Origin of the sequence: Bradyrhizobium macuxiense, assembly GCF_007993935.1 — a bacterium.
GTDB classification, from domain to species: Bacteria; Pseudomonadota; Alphaproteobacteria; order Rhizobiales; family Xanthobacteraceae; genus Bradyrhizobium; species Bradyrhizobium macuxiense_A.
Genome location: NZ_VITY01000015.1, coordinates 20,363 through 39,493 on the forward strand (window position 1 = coordinate 20,363; position 19,131 = coordinate 39,493).

Sequence of the window (19,131 nt, forward strand, 5' to 3'; positions counted from 1 at the left end):
CGGTGCGTCGAGCATGCGTTGCGCTTACGCAGGGCGAGGCGCGGGCCGTTCTCTTGCCCTAATCGGCCGGAACGATCATAAGCAACCTCAAGGCGTGGTGGACCTTCTTGAACATGCCGCATCACAGACGGACACGGCACGACGGCGGCGGATGGGTTTCCGAGGAGACCCGCTTCGATGCGGCCGACTGGGCGTGGGAGTTCCTGCGGCGCAACGTCAACTATGCCGCGGACTGGCGACGCTCCGTCCCGCAGCATCTGCCCTGCCTTACGCTGATCGACGGCACACGGTTGTTGCGGTTGCCCCGGCGCTTCCCGCATGCCGAAAAATGGGGCCTTCTGGCTTTCTCAGACCCCGCACTCGCCGCGCGTCAGGCGCCCGTGTTCTGGCATCCGCGCGCGTTGAAAAGAGTGGTGCGGTTGAGGGCGGTTCCGCCAAGTCTGGGTGATCGCGAGGGGGCCCAGGTGCTCGCCGACTTCATGGTCGAGCGTCACGTGGTCATCGACCCTGACGGCTTGCCGCTCGTGCTGATGAAGGGCAGGGGCATCCATGTCGCCGTCGAACTCCACGATCTCCCGGTTCTGACCCGGCGGTTCCGGCCGGTCTTCGAACTCGAAAGCCTGTCGGACCTTGCGACCCAGACTGAACTCTTGAAGCGCCTGCAGCGCTTCATGGTGAGAGAGACCGCGCCCTCCGGAACCTCGTCGTTTGGTGGCGACGAGCGGCTTCGCCAGGCGCTGCTTGCGCTCGACGAGAGCCTGAACGGCAAGACTTACCGGCAGATCGCGACCACGATCTTCGGCGCGAAGATGGTCGCCGACGAATGGCTGGGACCGAGCCAGTTTCTGAAAGACCGGACACGACGGCTGGTTGCCAAGGGCACCGAGCTGATGAAGGGCGGATACCGCGATCTTCTCGGCTGACTGGGCAACCTGCCGCTCGCTGGACGAGACCTGCCCGCACGGGGTGGCAAACCGCGCCGGTTGATCTTCGCCACTCGGATTCCCGTACGATCTGACGACGCTTCTCCTCGCATCCCGTGCCTTGCGGGCGCTGCGAGAGGGAGTGCCGGACCACATGACGAAAATGGAAGACAAGCAGCCTGACAGGCCATTCCTGAATACGGCGGAAGCGGCGGCCTGGCTGAGGCTCACCAAGAACACGCTGGAAAAAATGCGCGTGCAGGGGCGCGGGCCCGTGTACCGGAAGCACGGCCGCTACGTCCGCTATCATATCGAGGATCTCGTGGAATTCTCGCAAGCCAGCAAGCGGAGGTCGACCTCCGATGCGGATTGATCCACGCCGTCGCTTCAGAAGGGGCGCGATCCTCGCAACGATGTGCGGTGGCATCGTCGCGCTGCTCGTTGCCTCTGCCGATCGCGCGCCACTCCTCGTCTACAATGCCTCCGGCAGCGCGCCGATTGGCTTCTACTATATCGAGCCGCGTCTGCCTGTAAGGGGAGAGCTTGCACTGCTGAGGCCACCGCCTTCGATCGAGCTCCTGATAGTTGCACACGAGATCGTGCCGCCCGCAGTTTCGCTGCTCAAGCAGGTAGCGGCGGTTGCCGGCGACGAGGTCTGCCGCTCAAAGCAAGCGGCGGATGCGATTTCGATCAGTGGAAAGGTCGTTGCCGAAGTGCAGGAGAAGGACCACGCAGGCCGGCCGCTGCCGTCCTGGGAGGGCTGCATGCGGCTCGTCGACGGGGAGTATTTCTTGCTCCAACCGCATCCCCTCTCGTTTGATTCCAGGTATTTCGGGCCGGTCCTGAGGTGCGACATTCTTGGCGTCGCGCGTCCGCTTTGGACGTGGAGCCCGGACAACTGAGTGGCCGGTGACGACGGGCGCGCGCCCCGAAACGGCGCGCGCCTTCCTCCAATTCCGGCGGGCGCGAGCCTAATGGCACGTAGCCGGTCCGATCGATGCAGAGCGCCAGGTCCTGACGCAAGCCGTTCTCCGACCCGGGATACGATCCGTCCAGCTCTCGCCGTTTGCCGCAGCCAGGTGGTGATCAGAGCGGACGCTGCGCCTGAGTGGACGATTCTGGCGGCGCCATCGTTTCCTCGTGCGAAATGCGACTGGGGTCGCCGCGCTTGCCGAACTACGTCTTCTTTGCGATTGATCTGAGAAGTTGGCATGTGGCCGGATCGATTGCGCCGTGTCCCTTCGCTCTGTCCCGGAAGCCACGAAAATCTTCGTCAGTTCGAGCCTGGGCTCGCGTCCAACACAGCCTCGAATGGGCTGATCAGGGCCGAGGGACGGCAAGAGCCTCGATCGCCTTCCCGCAACAGCTCACGCTTGCTTTTTTCCCCTGCCGGCGGCGGCATTCCTCGCGCAAGACAAAAAAGCAGGCTTTCGCCGTCCTCCGCTGGTGCTGCGGGCCTTAAGGCTGCGGGCCGATCGCTCCTCAAGCCTAAGGATCGCCATCGAGGCTGCGATGGACGCGGCCCGAGCAACAGAGGAAGATTACCATGGCTACCATCGGCACCTTCACTGCTTCGGACAACGGCTACAGCGGCTCGATCAAGACGCTGACGCTGAACATCAAGGCCAAGTTCACGGCGTCCGAGAAGGATAACGACAAGGCTCCCGACTACCACATCTTCGCAGGTTCCACCGAGTTCGGCGCCGCCTGGAAGAAGACCGTCCGCGACAGCGATCGCGAACATCTCTCGGTCAAGCTCGACGATCCGAGCTTCCCGGCTCCGATCTACGCCTCGCTGGTCAAGGTCGAAGGCGACGAGGGTTTCACCCTGATCTGGTCGCGCCGCAGCGGCGACTGATCGCACCGGATCATCAGCCCCGCCTCCTCGGAGGCGGGGCTTTTGCGTTTGGTGCGGACGATATCTCCGCCGAGAGGCGAGCTCCGCCGCCGGCGAAAGGACGACAAGCTAGGGGGATTTGCACGGCGTGCCCGCGGATCTCTTGAGATTTCGCGTCGCGTTGCGTTCGGATTGTCGATCGCCGAACCCAGTGTTGAGCCCGTTGCCGCGATCGGCCGCAAGGTGATCGGCACTGGTTGCAGGGCCGGGGTCATTGCCCATCGATTGGGTGAATCCAACTCCGCGGGTGGTTTGTATTTCAGGCGCATGGCAATTTGAGCAAAGCAAAAGCCACCAGGGGCGCTGACGAAGCAGGGTGGGGCGCATGGCAAGATTAAAGCACTGGCGCTCGACGAGCTCCAAGCCCTTGTCTGCACATCCAGGAGTTGGCGATACGGTGCGACGCGATGTCGCCAATGGCGCTTCAAGGCGATGCAAGTGCTCACCGTTCGCGTCTGCGACTTGGCGATCGCCGACCGGCTTCACATATCCGCGGTCTTCTCAGCCGGGAGCTCGCGACATGCATGACGTCGATGACGACGAACTCAAACCCAAGCTCGGCCGGATCGGCAACCGCAAGGCCAGAAAGCCGACCGGATATCTCCGACGTGTTCGCCAGGCCGCAGAACGCGCCGGTCCAAGAGTCGATCGCGCGTCGAATTTCTCGGGCGGCCGTATCGGCCGCGGATACGCGCAAGGTGCGGTGCTTGCCGGGCGAGGCCAGAGCAAGGGGCGGCGCCGGGTCGTAATCAAGGCACGGATCGTACGCATCAAGGCCGGCGATACCGGCGCCGTCCGGGCGCATCTGCGCTACGTGCAACGCGACGGCGTGACGCGAGAAGGTGAGCCCGGAGAACTTTACGACGCGGGCAACGACCGGGCCGACGGCAAGGCGTTTACTGAACGCAGCGCCGGCGACCGCCATCAGTTTCGCTTCATCGTGGCACCGGAGGATAGCGCCGAGCTCTCCGATCTGAAGCCGTTCATTCGTGATCTGATGCGGCAGATGGAGAGTGATCTCGGCTCAAGGCTCGAGTGGGTCGCGGCCGATCATTTCAATACGGGGCATCCGCATAGCCATGTCGTGCTGCGCGGCAGGGATGATGCGGGCCACGACCTCGTCATCGCACGGGACTACATTGCCCACGGCCTTAGGGCGCGCGCCGCGGACCTTGTTACCCGTGAGCTCGGTCCCGAAACCGAGATCGAGGCCGCACGCAAGCTTCAACGGGAGGTAACGGCCGAGCGGCTCACGCGGCTTGACCGGGGTATCCTGCGTGACGCCCCGGATGGCGTTCTCGAGCTCGCTGCGCAGGCCGCGCGCGATCCGGTCTGGCACACGATGCGGATGGGCCGGCTACGGACGCTCGAGCGGATGGGATTGGCGGAAGAAGACGAACCCGGCCGCTGGCGCCTTGACACCGAGCTCGGACCGAAGCTCAGGCGCATGGGCGAGCGTGGCGACATTATCAAGACCATGCATCGCGAGCTGACTGCGGCGGGAATCTCGCGGGCGTCAGGCAGCTATGCGATCTTCGATCCACAGCGTGACAGTGAACGCCTGATCGGACGGGTCGTCGGCGAAGGGTTTGCGGATGAGCTGACGGAGCGTCGCTATGTGGTGATCGATGGGGTCGACGGGCGGACACACTATGCCGAGGTCGGAGTTCTCGGGGCTAACGAAGAGCTGCCCGCGCGGAGCACGATTTTGGAGCTTAGGCCGCGCTCCGCGGAGGCTCGGCAGATCGACCGGACCATCGCTGAAGTGGCCGCGGCCAATCGCGGTCGTTACAGCGAGCGCCTGCACCGGGCGTTCGATCGCCAGGCATCGGGTGAATATATCGGAACCCACGTCCGGCGACTGGAGGCAATGCGTCGGCTAGGGATGGTGAGCCGCCTTGCCGATGACGGCTGGAAGGTCGGCGAGGACTATCTCGATCGGGCGCTTCGGTATGAAGAGCTCCAGCGCGTGCGCCGTCCATTCCGCGTCGCGGTGCTGTCATGGCAAGGGCTTGAAGAGCTGCCGCACGCGGTCGGTGCGACCTGGCTCGATCGAAAGCTCCTCGGAAAGGAATCGGGTGGGCTCGCGTCAACCGGCTTCGGAGCGGAGGTCGAGACGGCATTGCGGGGGAGACGGCAATGGCTGATCGAAGAGGGGCTCGCACGAGAGGAAGGAGGGGCGGTGCGTTATGCGCGGAACATGCTGCGCGCCCTTGAGGAGCGCGAGCTGGCGGGGACCGCGGCGGCCATTTCGGCTCGCACCGGGCTCGAGTATCGCAACGTCAGGGCAGGCGACAACCTCAGCGGCGTTTACAAGCGGATGCTGACGCTCAATAGCGGGCGATACGCCCTGATCGAGCAGTCGCGCGAATTTGTCCTGGTGCCCTGGCGGCCGGTTCTGGAACGCGCGCGCGGACAATCCGTCAGCGGCAGTGTTGGCGGAGCGGGCATTTCCTGGTCGATCGGAATGAAGCGCGGCATTGGCCGCTAGCGCGAGCCACCCGTCAGCCCGGCGCGAGTCCAACCCTGTATCGCTGCGCAAGCCGCCAGAACCAGTCCTGATCGAGGTCGGTCTGTCGATCGACTTCTCTGACCGAGCTGCGTGCGCGATCGAACAGCGCATAGCAAAGGCCTTCGTCGTCGTGGCGGGCGTAGTAGGCGATGCCGTCGGGACTGAGCGGATGGTCGAAAAGCGCCTTCGACCAGGCCTGCGGCGCGTCGTAGGGCAATCCGCCATGGACCACCTCGGCGGTCGCGCCGAGAATAGCGAGTGAGGGACCGGCCAGTCTGATCAGCGCCAGATCTTCCGTAATCTCGAGACGCGCGTAGGCTTTGCGACGGAGCACGCCGGTATCGAGCAGGGTCCGTCCCGGCACGCGGAGGAACGTCTCTGCGAATGCGCCAAAAGGCTCCCGAGCTGCATAGAGAACGCCGTAGCTCCCGTCGGGAGCGTTCAGCCGGCCAAGACGCGAGGTGTCGAAAAAGATCGGGTCGTACTCGGCGGTGTAGAACCGATGAACGACTGTACCTCGCCGTAGCCGGACCTGGCGGGGACGGCGGCGATCGAGATCGCCGGGCGGCAGTGGAGCGGTCACGCGCCTTGCTGAGCCATTCGCCGGGCGGCCTCGACCACAAGTTCAACCTTGCCTTCCCGGAGCAGGTCGATCGGCTTGCGGCCGCCGAGCCGATCGTCCGGCTGGGTCAGGAAATTCAGAATGGTCCAGGGGTTGCTGGTTGGCAGAGCCTCCTGGACGGACTTCAGACCCTCGACGACAGTGCCGTCGACGTTGAACTGGAGGGTCGGAAAGCTCCGGTGGTTACTGGGACCGGGAACGGCAAGGAGGCTGCCTTCCTGCACGCGCTTGTCGACAGCCTGTCGGGAGATTCCCCGCAGGAGCGTTCTGACCTGCTCCAGATCATACGCGCCGCCAGATCGCCGAAGATCCTCTTGCGCAATGCGGACCCCCTCGAGGACGGCGAGCGCGCGGGCATCGGGCGTGAACGCGTCCTTGTTGACGACAGCGGTTTTCTTTGCGGCTTCGGAGAAGAACCGGAACGCCTGACCCGTCAATTGCTTGTTTCGCTCACGCACCTTCTGCAGCGCGGTCGCGCTTTTGGAGACAATCGCGACCTGCGCATCGGCGGGAAGCGCCAGGCTCTTCAAAGCGGCGGGCTTCTGCTTAAGTACCATCATCACGCCGTCCTCGTGGACGGACTGATCCTCGGTACCGGAGGGCTTTGACTGCGCCTTGGACATGAGCTGAACTCCGCCCTGAATATTGGGTGTGATTGCAACTTTGTCAACTTTGACAAGGTTTTATCTTGGTATTATAGTAGTGTCTACTGGCTCGTGATGAATTTCCGGCGGCACTCCCCGCAAATCATGCGGAGAATAGAGTCGCCAATCTCCGCACGCGCCCGGATTGCAAGATCGAATGGCCGTGCGCAGCGATGCTTTGGCCGGCGCGCGGCCCTTTCGGGCCGGCATTCGATGCGACCATCGATGTGAAGGCGCGAGCGGCCTCGTTCGATTCGGCTTCGTAACCTCGGGGCAGGCTGCGCGACGAGCTATCCGGGGCGAGGCCGAACCAGTGATCAAGTTTGATCGTGCCGTTCACCTTCAATTGAGGCGCTTCCTCAACCACGCTGAGACTGCCGCAGCAACGATTTCACTTCGATGGGTATGATCGAGCCGGATCTCGTTGCCGGCGACGATTTTTATTCCGGTTGAACGAGAGCCGCCATCCCGCTTTTCATCTCGCCGCGCTCGTTGGAAGCGTTGAGTGGGGCGGAAAATGTTTCCGGCAAAAATCTACGTGGGCCAGATCGCGGTTGTCTTTGGCATCGTCGTTGCATCGACATGGGGAGCGACGCAATGGACGGCGGCAACGCTCGGATTTCAGCCGCGGCTTGGTGCACCGTGGTTCGCCATTGGCAGCTATCCGGTCTATCTGCCCTGGCGATTGTTCGAATGGTGGTTCGCCTATGAGGCATACGCGCCCGAGATATTTGAGGAGGGCGGTGCCATCGCGGCAGCTGGCGGCATTGCGGGCGCGCTGTTTGCAATCGTCAATTCGGTGTGGCGGGCGCGGCAAAACCAGCTGGTCACGACCTACGGCTCCGCGCGTTGGGCAAAGGTGAAGGAAATCCGCGCTGCCGGTCTGTTCGCAGGCAAGGGTGTGTTCCTCGGACGTTTTGAAAATCACTATCTGCGTCACGACGGACCCGAGCACGTCATGTGCTTCGCACCGACCCGGTCGGGCAAGGGCGTGGGGCTCGTGCTTCCGACGCTGTTGTCCTGGACTTCATCCGCGGTCGTGCATGACATCAAGGGCGAGAACTGGGAGCTGACCTCCGGCTGGCGCTCGACCTTCTCGCATTGCCTGCTGTTCAATCCGACCGATCCAGGAAGCGCGCGCTACAATCCATTGCTCGAGGTCCGCAAGGGTGTGGCCGAAGTCCGCGATGTCCAGAACATTGCCGATATCCTGGTCGACCCGGAAGGGGCACTGGAGCGCCGAAGCCACTGGGAGAAGACCAGCCACTCGCTGCTGGTCGGCGTCATCCTTCATGTGCTCTATGCAGAGCAACAAAAGACGCTGACCCGCGTCTCCGAGATCCTCGCTGATCCAGCACAGTCGTTCGAGAAAACGCTGCGGATCATGCTGGCCACCAACCACCTCGGAACCGAAGCCGAGCCCAAGGTCCATCCTGTCGTCGCCGCGACCGCGCGGGAGCTCCTCAACAAATCCGAAAACGAACGTTCCGGTGTGTTGTCGACCGCCGTGAGTTTCCTTGGCCTCTATCGCGATCCGGTTGTCAGCGGCAATACCGAGAGCTGCGATTGGCGCATCGCCGACCTCGTCAAGGCGGATCGGCCGGTCACGCTCTATCTTGTCGTGCCGCCGTCAGACATCAGCCGCACCAAGCCGCTGATCCGGCTGATCCTCAATCAGATCGGCCGCCGGTTGACCGAGTCCTTGAACATCAGAGCAGGCGAGGCGAGGCATCGCCAACTTCTCCTGATGCTGGATGAGTTTCCGGCTCTCGGGAGGCTCGACTTCTTCGAAAGCGCGCTCGCCTTCATGGCCGGCTACGGCATCCGCGCTTATCTCATCGCTCAATCGCTGAACCAGATTGCAAAGGCCTATGGCGAGAACAATGCGATCCTGGACAATTGCCACGTCCGTATCGCCTTTGCGGCAAATGACGAGCGCACCGCCAAGCGCATTTCGGATGCACTCGGCACCGCGACCGAACTACGGGCTCAAAGGAACTATGCCGGTCACCGGCTCGCCCCCTGGCTTGGCCATGTCATGGTGAGCCGCCAGGAAACCGCGCGGCCGCTGCTCACTCCGGGCGAGGTGATGCAGTTGCCATCCGACCAGGCCATCGTGCTCGTCTCGGGGCTGGCGCCGGTTCGGGCTCGCAAGCTCAGGCACTATGAGGATGCGAATTTTGTAACACGCTTGCATCCGTCGCCGCGCCTCGATGCCGGTGAATGCCGCGACCGTCCGGCACCGCGTTCCAGCGACTGGGATCGCCAGATCCGGGCCGTTGATCTTCGATTGGCAACGCTTCCGTACCGAGACCTCATGCAGGCATCGACGGAGGAGGGCGGGCTCAGACAGCAGCTACCGCTGTTTGAGGAAGCCGATCCTCGAGCCGAGGCGGCGCGGTTTACCGAGGAGCGGTTGCTCGATGACGAGGCAGATGTCGCGGCAGATCGCAGCCAAATACAACGCGCGGCAAACGCCTCCGGCACCATCCGCAGCGCTCACGCGGTCACGCGCGATGACGACGATCTCCTTCCCGCATTCTGAGGGCACTCCCAATGAAACCAAAACTGTCCGCCTATGTCTCCGACAGCGTGGCGCAGCGGCTCGAACTGGCAGCCAGACGGCCCGGCACCAACAAGTCGGCCATCGTCGACGCCGCCCTTGATCGCTTCCTCAATCCGGAACGGGACGCGAGCGGTGAGGCAGCCCTTCTGCGCAGGCTTGACCGCATGAACCGGCTGCTTGATCGAGCGGAGCGTGATCTCTCGATCATGGCGGAAACCATCGCGCTCTTCGTTCGCTACTACCTGACGATCACGCCGCCGTTGCCCACCGGAGACCAGGACGCCGCGCGCGCGTTAGGGCGCGAGCGGTTCGAGATGTTCGTCGCGCAAGTCGGCAAGCGTATCGCTTCCGGCGGCCGGCTGGTGGCCGACGTCATGGAACAGGTCTCGACGTCAAATCCGGACCTGTTCATGCGGCATCTGGAGGAGGGCGCGCCACTCGGCGGCGGTGAGGGACAGAGTTTGACCGAATCCCGCCCGCACCATGCGGCGGGTCAGCAGCCGGGGCCATCTCCGGCTGGGCGAGAGGAGGCCGGCCATGTCTGACCTTCTCTCGCCCGAAACCCGCGAGCGCCGCCGCGGCATGTTGCGGACCGCGTTGGGGCCGGCGATCGCGCTGGCCCTGGAGGAGGCCGAGGTTGTCGAGGTGATCGTCAACCCCGATGGCAGGCTGTGGCTCGAGCGGCACCGCGCGGGACGGGCTGATACCGGTGTCATTCTGACGCCGCAGGAGTCGGAGCGGATCATCCGTCTGGTCGCGAGCCATGTCCGGGCCGAGGCAAGTGCATCCTACCCGATCATCTCGGCTGAGCTTCCCGAAACTGGCGAGCGGTTCGAAGGCGTCCTGCCGCCGGTCTCGCTTGCGCCGTGCTTTGCCATCCGCAAGCCTGCAACGACGACGTTTCTCCTGTCCGATTATGTCAGGGCGCAGATTGCCTCGCCCGCGATGGCCAAGGTGTTGGCGTCAGCGGTCATCGAAGGCCGTAGCATCCTGGTTGCGGGCGGCACCGGATCGGGGAAGACGACGCTTGCCAATGCGCTCCTGGCGGAGATTGCGCGCCTCGATGAGCGCATCGTCATCATCGAGGACACGCGCGAGCTGCGCTGCGAGGCCAAGGATGTGGTGACGCTCCGCACCAAGCCCGGCGTTGCGAGCCTCGCAGATCTCGTGCGCTCCACGCTTCGCCTTCGTCCTGATCGCATCATTGTCGGCGAGGTGAGGGGCGCCGAGGCTCTCGACATGCTGAAGGCCTGGAATACGGGCCATCCGGGTGGGATCGCTACCGTTCACGCCAACTCGGCGCGCGCGGCGCTCTACCGGATCGAGCAGTTGATCCAGGAAGCCGTGGCCACCGTGCCGCGCCGGCTCATCGCCGAGGCGATCGACCTGGTCGTGTTCATCAGGGGGCGGGGGCCCGCGCGCCGGATCGAGGCGATCGCCGAGCTCAAGGGTCTTGATCCCTCGGGCGATTACCTCCTGGAGACGCCGCCCGGTCTCCCAAACGCCTCCCATCGTCCCTGATCCGCACGGAGAGTACGACATGCCTTGTTTGTATCGTTCAGCGGCGCGCTTCTGCTGTCGTCGCGCTTGCAAGCACTTCCTCATCGAGCTTGGAGCAGGTGCAGTGTGTGTGCTTCTCACCGCTCCGGCCGCCCGAGCGGCAGGCTCAGGCATGCCGTGGGAGGCACCACTTGAGCGCATCCTGGAGTCCGTGCAGGGGCCGGTTGCCAAGATTGTCGCCGTCATCATCATCACGGTGACCGGCATTTCGCTTGCCTTCGGCGACACCTCGGGTGGCTTTCGCAAGATGGTCCAGGTCGTCTTTGGCCTCTCCATCGCGTTTGCGGCGAGCTCCTTCTTCCTGTCGTTCTTCTCGTTCGGCGGCGGAGCGCTGATCTGATGCGCCCGGATGGCTTCGAACTCGTGCTTCACCGCTCGTTGACCGAGCCCATTCTGATCGGTGGTGCGCCGCGCTCTGCGGCCATCCTGATAGGCACCCTGTCGGCCGTGCTGGCGCTTGGCCTGCGGCTCTGGCTCGCGGGCCTCGTGCTCTGGGTCGTCGGACACACCGTCGCGGTCTGGCTTGCCAAGCGCGATCCCGCCTTTGTCGAGGTCGCAATCCGTCACACCAAGCACAAGGCTTCGCTCGCATGCTGAACTTGAAGGAATTCCGCGGCAATGCGTACCGGCTGGCGGACTGGCTGCCTTGGGTCTGCCTGATCGCTCCAGGTGTCATCCTGAACAAGGATGGTAGCTTCCAGCGCACGATCCGCTACCGCGGACCAGACCTCGACAGCGCGACCGAGGCCGAACTCATGAGCGTCGCGTCACGCGTCAACAACGTTCTGAAGCGTTTCGGGTCCGGCTGGGCACTCTTCTTTGACGCCACTCGCATCCCGGCCTCGGAATATCCGCGGTCCGAGTTTCCGGATGCGGTATCCTGGCTGGTTGACGAGGAGCGCCGCGCCGCGTTTGCGGGTGCCGCCGGGGCGACATGGGAGGATCCGTCACGCCCCGGCGGGCAGCACTTTGAGAGCGTGCTGCACCTGACCTTGATGTACCTGCCGCCGGCCGAGAGGGTCTCGCGTCTCGAGAGCCTGTTCCTCGAGCGTCCGAGGCAGAAGGATCTGCGAGTCCGAAGGAACCGGTCTGCTCGTCGCGGTCCTCTGGTCAGTGACGCTGAGCGAGGGAAAGAACCGGCAGAAGCCAACATCCGTGACACCCAGATCGAGGGCCAGAACGCAGAGCGGAGCGAGCATGGCTATCGCGAACACCTCCAGCAGTTCGTCCAGGAAACCGACCGGGCAATCGATCTCCTATCGTCGGTCCTACCGGAGATCTGGCCCCTCAACGATACGGAGACGCTCACCTATCTTCATAGCTGTGTCTCGACCAAGCGTCATCCGGTCAGCGTGCCCGAGATTCCGGCCTATCTCGATTGTTTCCTGAGCGATGAGCCGCTGACCGGGGGATTGTCGCCGGCAATCGGGCGCAGCCATCTTCGCGCGCTGACCGTCCTTGGGTTCCCGCACATTACCTTTCCCGGATTGCTGGACGAACTGAACCGGCTTGGTGTTGCCTATCGCTGGGCAACGCGATTTCTGCCGCTCGACCGCATCCAGGCCAATGCCGCGCTGTCGCGTTACCGGCGGCAATGGTTTGCGAAGCGGAAGTCGCTCGCCGCGATCCTGAAAGAGGTCATGTTCAACGAGCAAGCGGCGCTGCTCGACACCGACGCCAGCAACAAGGCGCTCGACGCGGACGCCGCGCTTTCCGAGCTCGGCGATGATCTGGTTTCCTTCGGCTACATCACGACGACGGTCACCGTAAGTGACGAGGACTCGCATCAAGCAGACGAGAAGATCCGTGCGGTCGAACGAGTGATCAACAACCGCGGATTCACGACCATCCGCGAGAGCGTCAATGCGGTCGAGGCCTGGCTCGGTGGTCTGCCGGGACAAGCCTATGCCAACATCCGCCAGCCCATCGTGCATACCCTGAACCTCGCCCATATGTGCCCACTGTCGGCGGTATGGGCCGGACCCGAACGGTGCGAGCACCTCGATGGGCCGCCGCTTCTGATCGCCAAGACCAAAGGGGCAACCCCGTTCCGGCTCTCGCTCTACGCCGGCGATGTTGGGCATTCGATCGTCGTCGGGCCAACTGGCGCCGGCAAGTCTGTGCTGCTCTCGATGCTGGCCTTGCAGTTTCGACGCTACCCGAATGCCCAACTAATTACCTTCGACAAAGGCCGCTCCGCGCGCGCCACGACGCTTGCCCTCTCGGGTGTGTGGTACGAGCTCGGGGCCAAGGGCGGCATCGCGTTTCAGCCCCTGAAGGATGTTGCCGAGGAGGGGCCGCGGCTTTGGGCGCTCGATTGGCTTTGTGGCGTGCTGGCCCATGAGCGGGTGACCATGACGCCGGAGCTCAAGGAGACGATCTGGTCGGCGCTCACGAGCCTCGGTACTGCGCCCGTGCCCCAGCGCACGATAACCGGGCTCGTCGCCTTGCTCGCCCGGGATGCCCTGCGTCAGGCGCTCCAGCCTTATACGCTGGAGGGACCGTACGGCCGCTTCCTCGATGCGGATGCCGATCATCTTTCGAGCGCCGATGTTGTGACCTTCGAGATGGAAGAGCTGATGGCGCTGCCGCACTTGGTCGCGCCTGTGCTCACTTATTTATTCCACGCCCTGGAGGCGCGTTTCGATGGGCGGCCGACCCTGCTCGTGCTCGACGAAGCCTGGGTTTTCCTCGACGACCCGTTGTTCTCGAACCGGATTCGTGAGTGGCTGAAGACACTGCGCAAGAAGAACGTGGCGGTGATCTTTGCCACGCAGTCGCTTGCCGATATCGCGGACAGCGAAATCGCGCCCGCGATCATCGAATCCTGTCCGAGCAGGATCTTCCTGCCAAATTCTCGTGCTCTTGAGCCGACCCAGACCGAGACCTATCGACGCTTCGGCCTGAACGACACCCAGGTCCGCCTGATCGCCGAAGCCTTTCCCAAGCGCGACTACTATCTGCAGTCCCGCGCCGGCAACCGCATGTTCGAGCTTGGCCTTGGACCAGTCGCGCTCGCGCTCGTCGGGGCGTCATCGCCAGAGGACCAGCGCGTCATTGAGGCGGTCGTGAGCCGTACCGGGCCGCACCATTTCGGGGAGCGCTATCTCACCGAACGCGGCCTGCATTGGGCCGCCAACCTGATCAGCACTTTCGAACAAGCCCACAAGGTCTGACCTCAACACAAATCCCTGGAGTCCTTCATGATGGAACGTCTTGGCCGCATGCTCACCGGTACAACCTTAAGGATTGTCACGACAACGATGCTATCGTTCGTCATCGCCGTGAACGGGTCGCGGCGGCTCGGGGCGTTCGATATCGTGTTCGATCCTACGAACTACGGCCAGAATCTCCTTACCGCCGCGCGTGCGCTTGAGCAGATCAATAATCAGGTGAGGAGCCTGGAAAACCAGACGCAGTCGCTGCTCAATCAAGCCAGGCATCTCGCAAGTCTCCCCACCAGCGTCGTGGGGCAGCTGACATCGACGATCAATCAGATGAACGGCCTGATCAGTCAGGCAAAGAACATCTCGTTCGACGTTCAGACAACGCAGCAGGACTTTCAGCGGCTCTATCCCCGGCAATACGCGGCAGCGATCTCGTCCGACAAATTGGTTCAGGACGCGACTGCACGATGGGACAACAGTTACGACGGGCTGAAGCAGTCACTCACCGTTCAATCGGCCATCGTCAGTGGCCTGGATCAGGACGGCCAGACCCTGCGGACCCTGATGGCCAGGTCGTCAGCTGCCGTCGGCTCCCTGCAGGCTCAGCAGTCGGGGAACGAGCTTCTTGCCCTGCAGATCAAGCAGTCGCTGCAGGCTCAGGCATTGATGGCAACGCAGGCGCGCGCCGAAACCTTGCGAGCCGCCGAGCAGCAGGCTTCGGCCACTGCCGCAAAGGAGCGGTTCATCCGCTTCATTGGCGACGACCATGCCTACGCTGGCGGCAAGTAGGCGAGGGCACCATGGCTGACCTTTCCGTCATTGACCGCTTTACCGAGACCTTCTCCCGCTACATCGATTCCGGATTTGGTCTTCTGTCTGGCGAAGTCTCGTTGCTCAGTTCGACCCTGATCGGCATCGACCTGACGCTAGCGGGGCTCGCCTGGAGCACGCGTGGCGATGAGCAGATCCTGGTCACGCTTGCCAAGAAGGTGCTCTATGTCGGCGCCTTTGCGTTCATCATCGGCAACTTCAAAAGTCTCGCGGACATCATCTTTGCGTCGTTCTCCGGCATCGGGTTGAAGGCCTCGGGCGGGAGCTTAAGCGCTTCCGACCTGGCGCGGCCGGGCTTTGTTGCGGCTGCCGGATTCACGGCGGCCCATCCGCTGCTGGAGGAGACCGCCCAGTTCACGGGCTTCGACGTCCTGACTAACCTGCCAACCATCCTGATCCTGCTGTTCTGCTGGATCCTGATCGTGCTCGCATTCTTCGTGCTCTCGGTGCAGCTCTTTGTGACGCTGATCGAGTTCAAACTGACGACGCTGGCAAGCTTCATTCTGGTGCCGTTTGCCTTGTGGGGGAAGACTGCCTTCCTTGCGGAAAAGACCCTCGGCAACGTCGTTGCATCGGGCGTGAAGGTGATGGTTCTCGCGATCATCATCGGCATCGGCTCGACCATCTTCGGTCAACTCGCGGGGACGTTGACTCGGCCAATCGACATTGCCTCAGCCATGAGCCTGCTGCTAGCGGCGCTCTCGCTGTTCGGCCTCGGCATCTTTGGTCCCGGGATCGCAGCTGGCCTGGTCTCAGGCGCCCCTCAACTGGGAGCCGGAGCGGCTGCCGGGACGGTGGCGGGTGCAGCAGCGGTCGCGATCGGCGGCGGAGCGGCGGCCGTCGGCGGTCTGCGCGCAGCGGCAGGCGGTTCAATGGCTGCCGTTCGATCCGCGGCATCGCTCACGGGGGCATCTTCGGCCGCGGGCACGCCAGCGCGGGCTTTCGCCATGGATCAGGTCTCGAGCGGTAGCGCTGGAGGTACAACTACTGCTGAGGCAGGTCGCGCAATGGCATCGTCGGCACGGGGACACGCGCGGGAAGCGGCACAAGTCGCCGCTCATACCCTGAAGGAAGGTGACAAAGGCGGACATTCGTCGGGCCCGAAACTGGAAGGAGAATAGGGGATGGCATCTCACCCGTTTCAGCGCGTGTCGGTTCGCTATGGCGAGACGCCGGAGCCGGTCACCCCCTATCAGAAGGCAGCCCAGGTCTGGGACGAGCGATTGGGCTCCGCTCGTGTTCAGGCGAGCAACTGGCGCCTCGCTGCTCTGGCAGCCATCGGCCTGTCCGGTGTGCTTGGATTGACGATCTTTATACAGGTCGCTCGCTCGGGTGTCGTTCCCTACGTGGTCGAGGTCGATCGGCTTGGCGAGGTCCGAGCAGTCGGACCGGCGCTCGAAGCCTACCAGCCGTCGGACGCGCAGATTGCCCACTTCCTTGCACGGTTCATCGAGAACGTGCGCTCCCTGTCGATCGATCCGGTCATTGTCCGGGCGAACTGGCTGCGTGCCTATGACTTCGTCACCGACCGGGGCGCGCAGGCATTGAACGACTACGCGCGGGAAACCGATCCGTTCACCAAGATTGGGACCAAGACCGTGACCGCAGAAGTGACGTCCGTGGTGCGCGCATCCGGCGACAGCTTCGAGATCCGCTGGAAGGAAAACGCTTACGAGAACGGCGCGATCGCAAAGACCGAACGCTTCACGGGTCTTGTCACCACGGTTCTCAAGCCGCCCGCAGATGCCGAAACGCTGCGCAAAAACCCTCTCGGACTCTACGTCCATTCGCTCAACTGGTCGCGCGACCTTATTGGAGATGCCAAATGAACACTGTTGCTTTCAATAAGCTCGCGTCGACCAGCGTCCTGGCCTTGTCGCTTGTACTCAGTGGCTGCGCCACCAAGCTCAACCTTGAAGCGCCCTATGATGAGATGAGCTTCGAAAAGGCGCTCCCGGAGACCGATCCGCCGGCGCCGGTACAAGTGGTCGAAACGCCGAAGGTCTTGCCTTTGCCGGGTCAATTGAAGCCCGTTCCGGCAAAGGCCGGTAAGGAGGAAAAGCTCCCGCCGGAACAAGCGATCGCCAAGGCCAACAAGGCGGCGAGGATGGAGCCAACACGTGCCGGCTATATCAACGCCATTCAGGTCTACCCCTGGACGGAAGGCGCACTCTACCGGCTCTATGCAAGCCCGGAAAAAGTCTCGACCATCGGGCTTCAACCGGGCGAAGAACTGGTGGATGTCTCCACCGGCGATACGGTGCGCTGGGTGGTCGGCGATACTTCGAGCGGACAAGGCAACTCCCGGCGGGTGCACATCCTGGTCAAGCCGACGCTGCCGGATATCCAGACCAACCTCGTCGTGCTGACGGACCGGCGGGCCTATCACCTCGAGCTCGTCTCGACCAAGCAGACCTACATGGCGTCGATCTCCTGGACTTATCCGACAGACACGCTTGTAGCGCTCCACAAGCAGAACGTCGCCGCCCAGGAAAGCGAGCAGCGGATCGCCGATCGCGGGGTACGCCTCGACAACCTGAATTTCCGGTATCGCATTGAAGGAGACGATCCACCCTGGCGGCCGGTGCGTGCATTCGACGACGGTCGCAAGGTCTATATCCAGATGCCGTCCGGTCTCTCACAAGGGGAGGCGCCACCCTTATTCGTTGCCGGCGCCGATGGCCGGCCGAACCTCGTCAACTACCGGGTTCGAGGTTCCTACTACATCGTCGACCGGATGTTCGGCGCCGCTGAGCTCCGCCTTGGTGAAGATCCCCAGCGCATCGTCCGGATCATTCGTATTGACGCGCGTCCCGTATCGCAGAGCTTCAGCAGCACGGGGAATGCCTCATGACGACGGGGGTCGACCGGGATCCTGAGCCGCTTGAACTACGAGCACGTCCGCGGCCAGTTCGGCGCCTCAACAGGCGCGCCCTCATGATCGGCTGCGCGATCGCCGCGTTGTTGATCGCCGGAGCGACGCTCGTAGCGCTCCGGCCGCAGTCCTTCAAGCAGTCGGTGCGGACGGAGCTCTTTAATACTGACCGCAAGCAGACCGCCGAGGGGTTGAGCAGGCTGCCAAAGTCTTACGGGGAACTGTCGCCATCGATCCCGCGGCTTGGACCGCCGTCGCCGGGGGACGTCGGGCGGGCATTCGTCGAGAACGAGAAGAAGGCCGGTGTGGCATCGGATACGGGCTTCAGGACCAACCCGGAAGAAGACGCCGAACGGGCCGAGCGGATTCGGCAGACCCGGATCGCCCAGCAGGCAAAGGAGTCAGGATTGTTCTTCCGCCTGTCGGAGAAGCAGGACAGGCGAAGGCAGGCAAGCATGACCGAAGTGGCAGCTGCCGCCCCATCTGCGTTCCGGCCATCAACCACCGATACGGGACCATCAGCCGCCGAACTCGCCAAGACAGCGCAGGCGATGGTCGATCGATCCGGTGAGATCGTTCCCTCATCGCAAGCACGGAAGCTCGCCTTTGTGGGAACGAAAGCCGACACGGAGACCACCAATCCGCACGCGCTGAAATCGGCACCGTCGACCTATGCAGTCATGGCCGGGTCGATCATTCCCGCTAGCCTCGTTACGGGGCTCAATTCGGACTTGCCCGGCGCAACCATCGGCCAGGTTACGGAGAACGTCTTTGATACGCTGACTGGTGAACATCTCCTTATCCCGCAAGGGACGCGGCTTCTGGGCAAGTACGACAGCGTTGTCGCCTTTGGCCAGAAGCGGGCGCTGGTCGTGTGGACACGGCTCATTTTGCCGAACGGCAACTCCATAGTGATCGAGAACCTTCCAGCCACAGATGTCGCAGGCTATGCCGGGCTCGAGGACGAGGTGGACTTCCATACCTGGCAATTGCTCAAGGGCGTGGCCTTGGCGACGTTGATCGGGGTGGGGACCCAGCTATCGATCGGCAATGACGAAAGCGATCTCGTGAAGGCGCTAAGGGAAAGTACGCAGCAAACGACCAATCGTGCCGGGCAGCGCCTGGTGGAGCGCAAGCTCGACGTGCAGCCGACGATCACGGTGCGACCTGGTTGGCCGCTGCGGGTGATTGTTTCGAAGGATCTCGTGCTGAAGCCATACCAAGATGTTCAATCCGTCGCGAAGAGCAAATGACGCATGAAGCTTGCGAAGCTGCCTGATCGGACGCCGGTGAAGATGAGTGTCGTGTTGGCGCCAAGCCTTGCCAAGCGGCTGCGCGAATATGCCGACTTTTATGCGGAGACTTACGGTAGTCGGGAGGAGGTCATGGAGTTGATTCCGTTTATGCTTGAGGCATTTCTCGATGGAGACGCGGAATTTCGCAAGGCCAAAAGGATAGCAACTTTAGATGTCGCTTCGTCCTAGATATCCGAGATGGACGCGACTGACCGGCTGCATTAACGTGCGCTTGGCCA

The 19,131-nt window shown here is 63.1% G+C and carries 20 protein-coding genes; 17 read left to right on the top strand and 3 right to left on the bottom strand.

Annotated features, from left to right (window positions below; translation table 11 throughout):
* The first annotated feature begins 113 nt into the window (after positions 1–113).
* The 5 genes from FBZ93_RS31980 to rlxS all read left to right on the top strand — a co-directional run bounded on the left by FBZ93_RS31980 (position 114) and on the right by rlxS (position 5,311).
* Complete coding sequence (locus tag FBZ93_RS31980) at positions 114–923, top strand: DUF2285 domain-containing protein (protein WP_146991410.1); 810 nt, start codon at positions 114–116, stop codon at positions 921–923.
* 154 nt (positions 924–1,077) lie between these two features.
* Positions 1,078–1,296: a helix-turn-helix domain-containing protein gene (locus FBZ93_RS31985; protein WP_074127327.1), complete on the top strand. Its 219-nt coding sequence runs from the start codon at positions 1,078–1,080 to the stop codon at positions 1,294–1,296.
* A complete protein-coding gene (locus FBZ93_RS31990; RefSeq protein WP_208764088.1) occupies positions 1,286–1,825 on the top strand; it encodes a S26 family signal peptidase in 540 nt (179 codons plus the stop codon). The genes FBZ93_RS31985 and FBZ93_RS31990 overlap by 11 nt, the downstream gene beginning before the upstream one ends.
* 644 nt (positions 1,826–2,469) lie before the next feature.
* Positions 2,470–2,781, top strand: coding sequence for a DUF736 domain-containing protein (locus tag FBZ93_RS31995; protein ID WP_146991411.1), 312 nt, complete (start codon positions 2,470–2,472; stop codon positions 2,779–2,781).
* 559 nt (positions 2,782–3,340) lie between these two features.
* Positions 3,341–5,311, top strand: coding sequence for a relaxase/mobilization nuclease RlxS (gene rlxS / locus FBZ93_RS32000; RefSeq protein ID WP_146991412.1), 1,971 nt, complete (start codon positions 3,341–3,343; stop codon positions 5,309–5,311).
* A 13-nt stretch (positions 5,312–5,324) separates the two neighbouring features.
* On the opposite strand, the gene FBZ93_RS32005 is transcribed toward rlxS, so the two are convergent.
* From FBZ93_RS32005 to FBZ93_RS32015, 3 genes are all read right to left on the bottom strand, one after another.
* On the bottom strand, positions 5,325–5,915 hold the full coding sequence (locus tag FBZ93_RS32005; protein WP_146991413.1) for an RES family NAD+ phosphorylase: 591 nt from the start codon (positions 5,913–5,915) through the stop codon (positions 5,325–5,327).
* Positions 5,912–6,577, bottom strand: coding sequence for a hypothetical protein (locus FBZ93_RS32010; RefSeq protein WP_146991414.1), 666 nt, complete (start codon positions 6,575–6,577; stop codon positions 5,912–5,914). Before FBZ93_RS32010 ends, FBZ93_RS32005 begins: the two co-directional genes overlap by 4 nt.
* Before the next feature lie 124 nt (positions 6,578–6,701).
* On the bottom strand, positions 6,702–6,944 hold the full coding sequence (locus FBZ93_RS32015; protein ID WP_146991415.1) for a hypothetical protein: 243 nt from the start codon (positions 6,942–6,944) through the stop codon (positions 6,702–6,704).
* Between the two features lie 171 nt (positions 6,945–7,115).
* Here FBZ93_RS32015 and FBZ93_RS32020 point away from each other — a divergent pair, with 171 nt between their 5' ends.
* From FBZ93_RS32020 to FBZ93_RS32075, 12 genes are all read left to right on the top strand, one after another.
* Positions 7,116–9,143 carry a conjugal transfer protein TraG gene (locus FBZ93_RS32020; protein WP_146991416.1) on the top strand — a complete coding sequence of 676 codons (2,028 nt, stop codon included), beginning with the start codon at positions 7,116–7,118 and terminating at the stop codon, positions 9,141–9,143.
* 11 nt (positions 9,144–9,154) lie between these two features.
* Complete coding sequence (locus FBZ93_RS32025; protein ID WP_146991417.1) at positions 9,155–9,709, top strand: CopG family transcriptional regulator; 555 nt, start codon at positions 9,155–9,157, stop codon at positions 9,707–9,709.
* On the top strand, positions 9,702–10,685 hold the full coding sequence (gene trbB / locus FBZ93_RS32030; RefSeq protein ID WP_167529310.1) for a P-type conjugative transfer ATPase TrbB: 984 nt from the start codon (positions 9,702–9,704) through the stop codon (positions 10,683–10,685). Before FBZ93_RS32025 ends, trbB begins: the two co-directional genes overlap by 8 nt.
* Before the next feature lie 19 nt (positions 10,686–10,704).
* Positions 10,705–11,064: a TrbC/VirB2 family protein gene (locus tag FBZ93_RS32035; RefSeq protein ID WP_246667738.1), complete on the top strand. Its 360-nt coding sequence runs from the start codon at positions 10,705–10,707 to the stop codon at positions 11,062–11,064.
* Positions 11,064–11,321 (top strand): VirB3 family type IV secretion system protein, encoded by a 258-nt coding sequence (locus FBZ93_RS32040; RefSeq protein WP_146991418.1) that lies wholly within the window; start codon positions 11,064–11,066, stop codon positions 11,319–11,321. Before FBZ93_RS32035 ends, FBZ93_RS32040 begins: the two co-directional genes overlap by 1 nt.
* On the top strand, positions 11,315–13,900 hold the full coding sequence (gene trbE / locus FBZ93_RS32045) for a conjugal transfer protein TrbE (RefSeq protein ID WP_146991419.1): 2,586 nt from the start codon (positions 11,315–11,317) through the stop codon (positions 13,898–13,900). The genes FBZ93_RS32040 and trbE overlap by 7 nt, the downstream gene beginning before the upstream one ends.
* Before the next feature lie 27 nt (positions 13,901–13,927).
* On the top strand, positions 13,928–14,680 hold the full coding sequence (gene trbJ, locus FBZ93_RS32050; protein ID WP_146991420.1) for a P-type conjugative transfer protein TrbJ: 753 nt from the start codon (positions 13,928–13,930) through the stop codon (positions 14,678–14,680).
* Between the two features lie 11 nt (positions 14,681–14,691).
* Positions 14,692–15,843, top strand: a complete 1,152-nt coding sequence (gene trbL / locus FBZ93_RS32055) for a P-type conjugative transfer protein TrbL (RefSeq protein ID WP_146991421.1) — start codon at positions 14,692–14,694, stop codon at positions 15,841–15,843.
* A 3-nt stretch (positions 15,844–15,846) separates the two neighbouring features.
* On the top strand, positions 15,847–16,551 hold the full coding sequence (gene trbF / locus FBZ93_RS32060; protein WP_146991422.1) for a conjugal transfer protein TrbF: 705 nt from the start codon (positions 15,847–15,849) through the stop codon (positions 16,549–16,551).
* A complete protein-coding gene (gene trbG, locus FBZ93_RS32065) occupies positions 16,548–17,576 on the top strand; it encodes a P-type conjugative transfer protein TrbG (RefSeq protein WP_146991423.1) in 1,029 nt (342 codons plus the stop codon). Before trbF ends, trbG begins: the two co-directional genes overlap by 4 nt.
* Before the next feature lie 83 nt (positions 17,577–17,659).
* The gene (locus tag FBZ93_RS32070; RefSeq protein ID WP_246667739.1) at positions 17,660–18,850 is read left to right on the top strand and encodes a TrbI/VirB10 family protein; all 1,191 of its coding nucleotides are present in this window, start codon (positions 17,660–17,662) and stop codon (positions 18,848–18,850) included.
* A gap of 3 nt (positions 18,851–18,853) precedes the next feature.
* Positions 18,854–19,081, top strand: a complete 228-nt coding sequence (locus tag FBZ93_RS32075; protein WP_146991425.1) for a DUF2274 domain-containing protein — start codon at positions 18,854–18,856, stop codon at positions 19,079–19,081.
* Positions 19,082–19,131 lie beyond the last annotated feature (50 nt).